This window comes from Streptomyces hygroscopicus subsp. hygroscopicus (assembly GCF_001553455.1).
Taxonomy (GTDB): domain Bacteria; phylum Actinomycetota; class Actinomycetes; order Streptomycetales; family Streptomycetaceae; genus Streptomyces; species Streptomyces hygroscopicus.
Genome location: NZ_BBOX01000024.1, coordinates 1 through 8,625 on the forward strand (window position 1 = coordinate 1; position 8,625 = coordinate 8,625).

11 protein-coding genes and 5 tRNA genes are annotated in these 8,625 nt (G+C 73.9%); 7 read left to right on the top strand and 9 right to left on the bottom strand.

The genetic code is table 11. From position 1 onward, the window contains the following. Nucleotides 1–176 precede the first annotated feature (176 nt). Both AXW62_RS03490 and AXW62_RS03495 read right to left on the bottom strand, forming a co-directional pair. A complete protein-coding gene (locus AXW62_RS03490) occupies nucleotides 177–767 on the bottom strand; it encodes a TetR/AcrR family transcriptional regulator (protein WP_060943194.1) in 591 nt (196 codons plus the stop codon). Between the two features lie 97 nt (nucleotides 768–864). After that, complete coding sequence (locus tag AXW62_RS03495) at nucleotides 865–1,764, bottom strand: cyclase family protein (RefSeq protein WP_060943195.1); 900 nt, start codon at nucleotides 1,762–1,764, stop codon at nucleotides 865–867. A gap of 173 nt (nucleotides 1,765–1,937) precedes the next feature. Between AXW62_RS03495 and AXW62_RS44780 the strand changes: the two genes are divergently transcribed. Together AXW62_RS44780 and AXW62_RS03505 are read left to right on the top strand one after the other, a co-directional pair. Then, nucleotides 1,938–2,966: a phosphotransferase gene (locus tag AXW62_RS44780; protein ID WP_063817519.1), complete on the top strand. Its 1,029-nt coding sequence runs from the start codon at nucleotides 1,938–1,940 to the stop codon at nucleotides 2,964–2,966. Between the two features lie 64 nt (nucleotides 2,967–3,030). Beyond that, nucleotides 3,031–3,309: a TFIIB-type zinc ribbon-containing protein gene (locus tag AXW62_RS03505; RefSeq protein ID WP_060943196.1), complete on the top strand. Its 279-nt coding sequence runs from the start codon at nucleotides 3,031–3,033 to the stop codon at nucleotides 3,307–3,309. Nucleotides 3,310–3,376: 67 nt separating this feature from the next. Here the strand turns inward: AXW62_RS03505 and AXW62_RS03510 are convergent. From AXW62_RS03510 to AXW62_RS03530, 5 genes are all read right to left on the bottom strand, one after another. Beyond that, a tRNA-Val gene (locus AXW62_RS03510) sits at nucleotides 3,377–3,448 on the bottom strand. An 11-nt stretch (nucleotides 3,449–3,459) separates the two neighbouring features. Continuing rightward, nucleotides 3,460–3,531 (bottom strand) — tRNA-Val (locus AXW62_RS03515). Nucleotides 3,532–3,554: 23 nt separating this feature from the next. Further along, nucleotides 3,555–3,626 (bottom strand) — tRNA-Val (locus tag AXW62_RS03520). 1 nt (nucleotide 3,627) lies between these two features. Then, a tRNA-Cys gene (locus tag AXW62_RS03525) sits at nucleotides 3,628–3,698 on the bottom strand. 28 nt (nucleotides 3,699–3,726) lie between these two features. Continuing rightward, nucleotides 3,727–3,799 (bottom strand) — tRNA-Gly (locus AXW62_RS03530). Between the two features lie 160 nt (nucleotides 3,800–3,959). On the opposite strand from AXW62_RS03530, the gene AXW62_RS03535 reads away from it, so the two are divergent. The 3 genes from AXW62_RS03535 (at nucleotide 3,960) to AXW62_RS03545 (ending at nucleotide 6,790) form a co-directional block, all read left to right on the top strand. Next, nucleotides 3,960–5,015, top strand: coding sequence for a chorismate-binding protein (locus AXW62_RS03535; RefSeq protein WP_060943197.1), 1,056 nt, complete (start codon nucleotides 3,960–3,962; stop codon nucleotides 5,013–5,015). After that, the gene (locus tag AXW62_RS03540; RefSeq protein WP_060943198.1) at nucleotides 5,012–5,839 is read left to right on the top strand and encodes an aminotransferase class IV; all 828 of its coding nucleotides are present in this window, start codon (nucleotides 5,012–5,014) and stop codon (nucleotides 5,837–5,839) included. The genes AXW62_RS03535 and AXW62_RS03540 overlap by 4 nt, the downstream gene beginning before the upstream one ends. 105 nt (nucleotides 5,840–5,944) lie before the next feature. Continuing rightward, a complete protein-coding gene (locus AXW62_RS03545) occupies nucleotides 5,945–6,790 on the top strand; it encodes a GNAT family N-acetyltransferase (protein WP_060943199.1) in 846 nt (281 codons plus the stop codon). Nucleotides 6,791–6,869: 79 nt separating this feature from the next. Here the strand turns inward: AXW62_RS03545 and AXW62_RS03550 are convergent, their stop codons facing one another. Next, nucleotides 6,870–7,394, bottom strand: coding sequence for a DsbA family protein (locus AXW62_RS03550; protein ID WP_060943200.1), 525 nt, complete (start codon nucleotides 7,392–7,394; stop codon nucleotides 6,870–6,872). Between the two features lie 132 nt (nucleotides 7,395–7,526). Here AXW62_RS03550 and AXW62_RS03555 point away from each other — a divergent pair, with 132 nt between their 5' ends. After that, entirely contained in the window at nucleotides 7,527–7,985 is a 459-nt protein-coding gene (locus AXW62_RS03555) for a hypothetical protein (RefSeq protein WP_060943201.1), read from the top strand. Nucleotides 7,986–8,053: 68 nt separating this feature from the next. After that, nucleotides 8,054–8,227 (top strand): hypothetical protein, encoded by a 174-nt coding sequence (locus AXW62_RS44350; protein WP_164502444.1) that lies wholly within the window; start codon nucleotides 8,054–8,056, stop codon nucleotides 8,225–8,227. Between the two features lie 61 nt (nucleotides 8,228–8,288). On the opposite strand, the gene AXW62_RS03560 is transcribed toward AXW62_RS44350, so the two are convergent. Next, a partial coding sequence (locus tag AXW62_RS03560) for a CGNR zinc finger domain-containing protein (protein ID WP_169808108.1) occupies nucleotides 8,289–8,625 on the bottom strand: 337 nt, incomplete at its 5' end.

Here is an 8,625-nt window from a genome sequence, read left to right on the forward strand (position 1 = left end):
ATGCTGGGGCGCTGAGGCGCCCCGGGCCCGGGAGAGCGGCCCGGGCCGGGGACTTCCCGGCCATCAACCCCGTGGGGACGGGGGTGCGGCGGACGGCACGAATGCCCGGACAGCTGGGGAGCTGTCCGGGCATCGCGCCGTGTGGGGCCCGTTTGGGCCGGTGAACGCACACGGGATCAGCGCGGGCGCAGGCCGTCGATGAGCAGGGTGCAGATGGCCTCCAGGGCGGTCTCGGCGCCCGGGGTCTGCCATTGGGGGGCGTGGGCGGGGTGGTGGTAGGCCACGGTGGCGTCGAAGACGGTGCGCGCTGTCGCGGTGGGGTCGGGAGAGGCGAAGTCGCCGCTGGTGACGCCGTCGGCGATGATGACCCGCAGGTGCTCGATCAGGTCGGCCACATGGTCGGCGGCCACGCTGCTGTGCTCGGCCGTCAGGACCCGGTAGGTGGCGAAGAGCTCCGGGTCCTCGGACAACAGGGCCCGCTTGGCGGCGAAGAGCGTGGTCAACCAGGTGCGGAGCCGCTCGGCCGGGGCCTGCCGGGTATCGGACGCGACCGCCGCGAGGGGAGCGCGCGCCCGGCCCAGCCAGCGCCGGGCGACGGCTTCGCGCAGCGCCGCCTTGGACGGGAAGTGACGGTAGACGCTGGCGTGGCTGACTCCCAGAGCCCGCGCCACGTCCAGCACCGTGGCCTTCGCCGGCCCATGGCGGCGCAGCACGTCCTCGGTGGCCGTCAGGATGGTCTCGGCGTCGAGGGCCGGGCCCGAAGGCATCAGGGCTCGCCGTTCCGTACGAACCGCACCGCGCGGCTCCCGGCCCCGGCGGCGGGCGCCGACTGCTCCCTCACTGCCAGTTCCTCCTGGTGGCTCGTCAGAAGATCGCGAGCGGGTTGACGGGCACCCCGGTCAGCCCGTGGATACGCGGCGGCGCCACGGTGAGCAGGAAAGCATAGCGGCCCAGCTCCGCGCAGACGGCGGCGAGGTCGTCGACCTCGGCGGCGTCGATCAGGGGCAGGCCCATCAACGGCAGGGCGACCCCGTGCAGCGGCGAGGGGCAGGCGGGGTCCAGGTCCGGGTGCGCGTCGCCGATGTCGCCCGCGTAGAGTGCCGCGCCGCGCCGGTGCATCCAGCGCACGGCGTCCAGGCTCATCCCCGGCATCGGCCGGCCGGGGACGGGCGTCATGGGCCATCCGCAGCGCACCACCAGGGCGTCCCCGGACTCCAGCCGTACGCCCTGGCGCTCCTCGGCCGCCTCCAAGTCCCGCGAGGTGACCGCATGGCCACTGGGCAGCGGACCGTCGGCCGCCAGGTCGAGCAGGATTCCCCGGGTGGCGATCCCGGCGGCGTAGGCCGCTGTGGAGCCGTGCCGGGCGCCGGCCGGTGTCACGGCCTCGTCCACGGGCCGCCCCGGATACACCCGCCCGTCGCGGACCGTGTGCCCCAGCGCGTCGAGGTGCGTCGAGCGCGGGTGGTGGTTGGTCACCAGCATCACATCCGCCGTCGCGGGCGCCGGCGAGCCGACGTAGACCATCATCTGCTGGACCGGCGAGGCGTCCTGGGTGGAGGGCGCGAAGGGGCCGCTGATGACCGGCGTCGGCCGGATCGGAAGCGCGAGTGACACCGTCCGCCCGGTGCGGGCCTCCGCTGCGCCCCTGGCCCGGGCTTCCCCGGTGATGAGGTTGAGCGTGCCGCGCTCGTCGTCCTCGCCCCACCGGCCCCAGTTGCTCGGCAGGCCCTGCGACGCGTCGGTCTCCGTGAGGTGTGTGTCCATGGCTCGAAACGTACCGCCGCGGGTTACAGAGTTCAAATTTTGTAACCCATCTAAGGCGGTGGGAGCCCAGGGCCCGCGCCCGGGTGATCGTCCGGCACCAGGAGGTTCGAAGCCCCGGCATCCCGCACGGCACGGGCTACGATCCCGGGGCAGCCGATGACGATGGGGGAGCCGTGAGTCACACCGCGTCGCAGCTCGTCACCGCCCTCCGCCGGGCCCGGCGCGACGCCACCGCCGAGGTGACCGTCCTGGCCGACCGGCCCGACGCCACCGTCGTCCGGTGCGGCCACGTCGTCGCCAAGGCGCATCCGCCCGGCACCGACCCGGCCGAGCTGGCCGTCCGGCTCGGCGTCGCGGCCCATCCCCGGTGCGCGGAGATACTGCTGCCGCCGGTCGACCGCATGGCCGCGCTGCCCGACGGCCGCCAGGTCACCCTCTGGCCGTACGGCGAACCCGTGGCACCCGACGCGCCGGACGCCGCCCCCTGGGCCGAGGCGGGGACACTGCTGGCCCGGCTGCACGCCGTGCCGGTCGCCGAACTGCCCGGCCCGCTCCCGGCGATGCGCGGCCCGGACAAGGCGGCCCGCGCCATCGCCCGGCTACGGGCGGCGCCGCTCCCCGACAGCGCGGCCACCCGGGCCGTACTGCGAGCCTGGGCGGGGCTGCCCGGCTGGGCGCGGGGCGCGGACCGTACGGACCGCGTGGGCCGCCGGGACCATCGGGACCGCGACGACCGCGACGACCGCGACGACCGCGTGGAACGCCGGGACCGCGGCGACCGCGTGGGCCCATGCGAAGGCGGCGAAGGCGGCGAAGGCAACAGGCTCTGCCACGGCGACCTCCACCTCGGCCAGCTCATCCGCCCCCGCGCCACCGACTGGCGGCTGATCGACATCGACGACCTCGGCCTCGGCGACCCGGCCTGGGACCTCGCGCGGCCCGCCGCCTGGTACGCGGCCGGGCTGCTCGCCCCCGAGGACTGGGAGCGGTTCCTGGGGGCGTACCGGGCCGCGGGCGGCGCCGCCGCGGGGCAGCTCGATCCCTGGCCGCGACTGGACGTGCCCGCCCGCGCCCTCACCGTCCAGACCGCCGCGCTCGCGCTGGCCAAAGCGGCGGCGGCCGGGCGGGCGCTGGACGAGGCGGAGGAGGCGATGGTGGAGGCATCCGTGCGCATCGCCCGGGTCATGGAGGCCGTAAGGTGAAGTCCGCGCGGCCGGGCAGGTGTTCCGGCGCGTTCCGCCCGAAGCATGAGGAGTTGAGCGGACCATGCAGTGTCCCAAGTGCCTTGCGCCGATGCACACCTACAACCGCAATGGCGTGCAGATAGAGCAGTGCAGCGGCTGCCGGGGGATCTTCCTGGACTACGGGGAGCTGGAGGCGCTGACCCGCCTCGAGGCGCAGTGGACGCAGACGATGCCGCCCGCCCCGCCCGCTCCGCAGGCGTACCCGGCCGCGCCCGCACCCGCGTGGGGCGCGCCGCAGCACGGGCACCACGGCCACCACAAGCACCACCGGGGCTTCGGGCACATGCTCTTCTCGTCCTGAGAGCGGGCGGAACCCGGGAAACGGCGGAGGGCCGGAGCTGATCGCTCCGGCCCTCCGCCGTTCGATGTGGACGATACTGGGATTGAACCAGTGACCTCTTCCGTGTCAGGGAAGCGCTCTCCCGCTGAGCTAATCGTCCTCGGGACTGCGTGCGCGATACTGGGATTGAACCAGTGACCTCTTCCGTGTCAGGGAAGCGCTCTCCCGCTGAGCTAATCGCGCGAGTGGATCCACGGGGATCCGAGTGGACGATACTGGGATTGAACCAGTGACCTCTTCCGTGTCAGGGAAGCGCTCTCCCGCTGAGCTAATCGTCCGAGGTGGAGACGGGATTTGAACCCGTGTAGACGGCTTTGCAGGCCGTTGCCTCGCCTCTCGGCCACTCCACCAGCCGTGGGGGCCTAAACCCCCACTCCGAGCGGACGACGAGATTCGAACTCGCGACCCTCACCTTGGCAAGGTGATGCTCTACCAACTGAGCCACGTCCGCAGGTGTCGTTTCCCCGGGGCGCTTCCGCGTCCCGGCGACGTGTTGAACTCTAGCGGATTCCGGGGCCAGCTCAAATTCCGTTTCCGCAGCGTGCTGCCCTGCTCGCGCGCCGCACTCCCTCCCGGGACCGCTCTGACCTGGGCCCCATAGACTCGCAGCCGTGCACTCCCTGCCCCCGCTCGCCCGCTTCGGCGGCCTGGTCGCCACCGATCTGCGCGATGTCACCAGCGATCCGTCGGCCCTGGACACCCAGGGTTTCTGGGCCGTTGTCGCGGACTTCGAGGGCCGTCTGGTCTGCGCTCGCTTCGGCGACGTACGGACCGAGTCGGTGCCGGCCCCGGTGCCCGGCGGCTGGCGCGGCCCCGCGGCCGGGGAGTGGACCTCGTCGCTGGACCGGGCCGCCTACACCGCGGGTGTGCGGAGCGTCCGGCGCCGTATCGCGGCCGGCGAGGTCTACCAGGCCAATCTCTGCCGGGTGCTGTCCGCGCCGCTGCCCGATCCGGCCGGGGCCGACGTGGACGCCCTGACCGCGCTGCTGGCCCTGGGCAACCCGGCCCCCTACGCGGGCACCGTGCGGCTGCCGGCCCACGGGGTGGAGGTGGCCACGGCCTCGCCCGAGCTGTTCCTGCGGCGCGTGGGGCGCGCCGTGGAGTCGGGGCCCATCAAGGGCACCGGACGCGGCCCCGAGGACCTGCTGGAGAAGGACCACGCCGAGAACGTGATGATCGTGGACCTGGTCCGCAACGACCTGGGGCGGGTCTGCGCCACCGGTTCGGTGACCGTCCCGGCGCTCTGCGCGATCGAACCGCACCCCGGTCTGGTCCACCTCGTCTCCACGGTGCGGGGCGAACTCGCCCCCGGCACCGGCTGGCCGGAGCTGCTCGCGGCCACCTTCCCGCCCGGATCGGTCACCGGCGCGCCCAAGTCCAGCGCGCTGCGCGTCATCGAGGAGCTGGAGACCGTGCCCCGCGGCCCGTACTGCGGCGGTATCGGATGGGTCGACGCCGACCGCGGCACCGGTGAGCTGGCGGTCGGGATACGGACCTTCTGGATCGACCGCGGACCGGGCGGGGCCGTGCTGCGGTTCGGCACCGGGGCGGGCATCACCTGGGGCTCCGATCCGGAGCGCGAATGGGACGAAACGGAACTCAAGGCCGCCCGGCTGCTCGCGGTAGCGTCGGGTGTACAGCAGCCGACGGGAAGGGCGACGCAATGAAACCGGCCATCTGGCTCGATGGATCCCTCTGTGACGCGGACAGCGCCAGGGTGTCCGTATTCGACCATGGACTCACGGTCGGCGACGGCGTCTTCGAAACCGTCAAGGCCACCGAGGGGCGGGCCTTCGCCCTCACCCGTCATCTGCGGCGGCTGGCCCGCTCAGCCGAGGGCCTGGGGCTCCCCGCGCCGGATCCGGACGAGGTGCGGCGGGGCTGCGAGGAGGTGCTGGGGGCCAACCCCGTGCCGTTCGGACGGCTGCGGATCACCTACACCGGAGGGTTCTCGCCGCTCGGCTCCGACCGGGGCACGGCCGGCCCCACGCTGGTGGTCGCGCTGGTCGAGGCGGCGCGCCCGGCCGACAGCACGGCCGTGGTCACCGTCCCCTGGGCACGCAACGAGCGCGGGGCGCTCGCCGGCCTGAAGACCACCTCCTACGGCGAGAACGTGGTCGCGCTCGCCCGCGCCCGGCAACAGGACGCGACCGAGGCCCTCTTCGGGAACACGGTCGGCGCGCTCTGCGAAGGCACCGGCTCGAACGTCTTCGTGGTCCTCGACGGCGAACTGCACACCCCGCCGCTCTCCTCCGGCTGCCTCGCCGGGATCACCCGCGCCCTGGTGCTGGAGTGGGTGGGCGCCAAGGAGACCGATCTGCCGCTGGAGGCGCTGGCCCGGGCCGAGGAGGTCTTCCTGACCTCCACGACGCGCGACGTACAGGCCGTGCACCGGGTGGACGCCCGCACCCTGCCCGGCGCCCCCGGCCCGGTCACCGCCGAGGCCAGACGGATCTTCGTCGAGCGGGCGGCCGCCGACATCGACCCCTGACCGGCCGGTGATCCGCCGGTGGTCCCCCGGCGCTCCGCCGGTCGCGGCGGGTGCGCGCCGGGAAGACCGGGTGTCGATCGCCCGGGGGACCGGTAGAACACCCTCGTGACCACCACTCTGCGGCCCACCGCGTCCGAACAGCGCACCGACGGCGGCGGGCGTGCCCGCACCTACGAGGTGTGCGTCAACAGCCGCCCCGTCGGCTCCGTCCGCCTGGCCACCGACGCCCGTCTGGGCCCGGAGGCCGGGCGCATCGAGCGGCTCGACATCGACGAGGCCGAGCGGCACCGGGGCCGCGGCACAGTCGCCGCGCTCGCCGCCGAGGAGGTGCTGCGCGGCTGGGGCTGCACCCAGCTGGTCGTGAGCGTTCCGGCGCAGGCCACCACCGCCCTCGGGCTCGCCGGCGCGCTCGGCTACCGCGAGCGCGGCCGCAACATGCTCAAGCGGCTCACGGAGCCGCCCGAGCTGCCCGAGGGCAGTGCGATACGTCCGCTGGCGGAGGCCGACTACCCGGCGTGGTACGCCCATGAGCGGGCCGGGCACGTCGACGATCTGCTGCGGCGCGGGCTCACCCGGCGGCAGGCCGACACCAAGGCCGAGGCCGACTACGCGGCGCTGCTGCCGCAGGGCCCGGACACCCCCGGGGCCCTGCTGCGCGTCCTCGCCCACGGCGGTACGGACGTGGGCACCCTCTGGGTTGCGCTGCGCCGGGAGGAGCCCGACGCGGCGGAGAGCGGGGAGGCGTACGTGTTCTCCGTCGAGGTCGCCGAGGAGCACCGCGGCCGCGGCCACGGCCGCACCCTGATGCTGGCCGCCGAGCGGGCGAGCCTGGCGCACCGGGCGCGCAGCCTGGGCCTGCACGTCTTCGGCGGCAACACCCCGGCCCTGCGGCTGTGCGGGTCACTGGGCTATGAGCCGGTCGAGTACCAGTTCTACAAGCCGCTGCTCTAGCCGTGCGGTCCGGTCCGGGGGAACCGCACGGACCGGTCCGCACGCACCCGTGAAGATCCCCCGGACCGGACCCAGGGTGCTACGACCGCTCGGCGATGAGGCGGCCGGCGATCTCCTCGATCCGCTCCCGCAGCCCCTCCTGGCTCTTGCCGCCGTCCAGCCGTTCGCCGCCGATCACATATGTGGGGGTGCCGGTCACCCCGATCGCCCTGCCCTCGGCCTGGTCCGCGTCCACGATCAGGATGTGCCGCCCGTCGACCAGCGCGGTGTCCACCTCCTCGGCGTCCAGACCCAGCTCCCGGGCCACCTCCACCAGCAGCGGCTCACCGACGGTGCCCAGGTCCTCGGCGCGCTCCAGGACGGCCTCGACGTACGGCCAGCCGCGCCCCTGGGCGATGGCCTCCTCGGCCGCCTGTGCCGCCGCGTGGGCGTGCCGGTGGCGCTCCAGCGGGAAGTGGCGCAGCCGGATGTCCAGGGCGTCGCCGAAGCGCTCGCGCAGTGCGCGCAGATCGGCCAGGGCGGTGCGGCAGTCGGGACACTGCAGCTCGCACCAGACGTCGAGCACGGGGAGAGGGGAGGGGTCGGTGGGGTCGGTGTGGCTCATGGGGCCAGTCTTCCAGCCCCTGGACCCCGGTCCGTACCCGGAGATGTCCCTGATCCTGGGCCGGGGCCATGGCCCGAGCCGCCTTACGGGGTGCAGGATGGACATACCGGAAACCCAGTCGCGGGAGGAACGATGCTGACCGATACCGTCTGTGCCGCGCTGTCCGCGGCCGGTCTGGGCATCGCCGGGGTGACCGCGTACCGCAAGCGGTTCCTGGCCGCGACCCGGATCGCCGCCTACGCCCTGGTACCGCTGGGCCTGGCGATGACGGGGATTGTGGACTGGGTGGCCGACCTGGTCTTCAAACCGACCGTCTGGATGGGCTTCGGTCTGCTCGGCCTCTCCTGGGTGCTGTTCATGATCGGCCGAGCGGTCGAGCGGCGCTCCGGCGGCACCCGTAAGGAGCGGCGCGCGGCGGCCGCGGCCGGACAGGCAGGGGTGTCCGCGGGAGCCTCGGAGCCCGCCCTGGGGTCCGGCCGGGGAGCCGCCGGCGGCAAGGCGGCGGGGCGGCCGAAGGCCAGGGGCGGAACGAGCTCTGGCACGGATGACTTCTCCGACATCGAGGCCATACTCAAAAAGCACGGGATCTGACAAGCGACCGGTCAAAAAACGATCACTGGTCGCAGGTGGGGCCGGGGCTGGGTCATGATCTCCGCGAGATGTTGCAATCACCGCCCGGGGAGCAATCCCCCATCGAAAGACCCCCTGTTCCGCCGAGCGACGAGACCCGTGGCTGTCTCTTCGCCCTCTCGCAGCCGCCGCTGATGCTGTTCCTGGCGTTCATCGGCACCCTGCTCTTCGTGACCGCCGTACATGACCTCTACCGGTGGTGAGGCGGCGCCCCGCACGCTCCCCGGCCGCCCGGCCGCCCGGCCGCCGGCCGGGCGCGGGCGGTCAGCTCGCGGCCTCGCGGCGCCGGGCGCGGTACGCGGCGACATGCAGCCGGTTGCCGCAGGTGCGGCTGTCGCAGTAGCGCCGGGAGCGATTGCGGGACAGGTCCACGAAGGCGTGCCGGCAGTCCGGGGCCTCGCAGCGGCGCAGCCGCTCCCGTTCGCCCGCCACCACGAGGAACGCCAGCGCCATGCCGCCGTCGGCGGCGAGGTGGTCGGCGAGCGAGGCGCCGGGTGCGAAGTAGTGCACATGCCAGTCGTAACCGTCGTGGTCGGTGAGCCGGGGCGTGGTGCCGGCCGCGGCGATCATCGCGTTGAGCAGTTCGGCGGCGCGGCGGGGG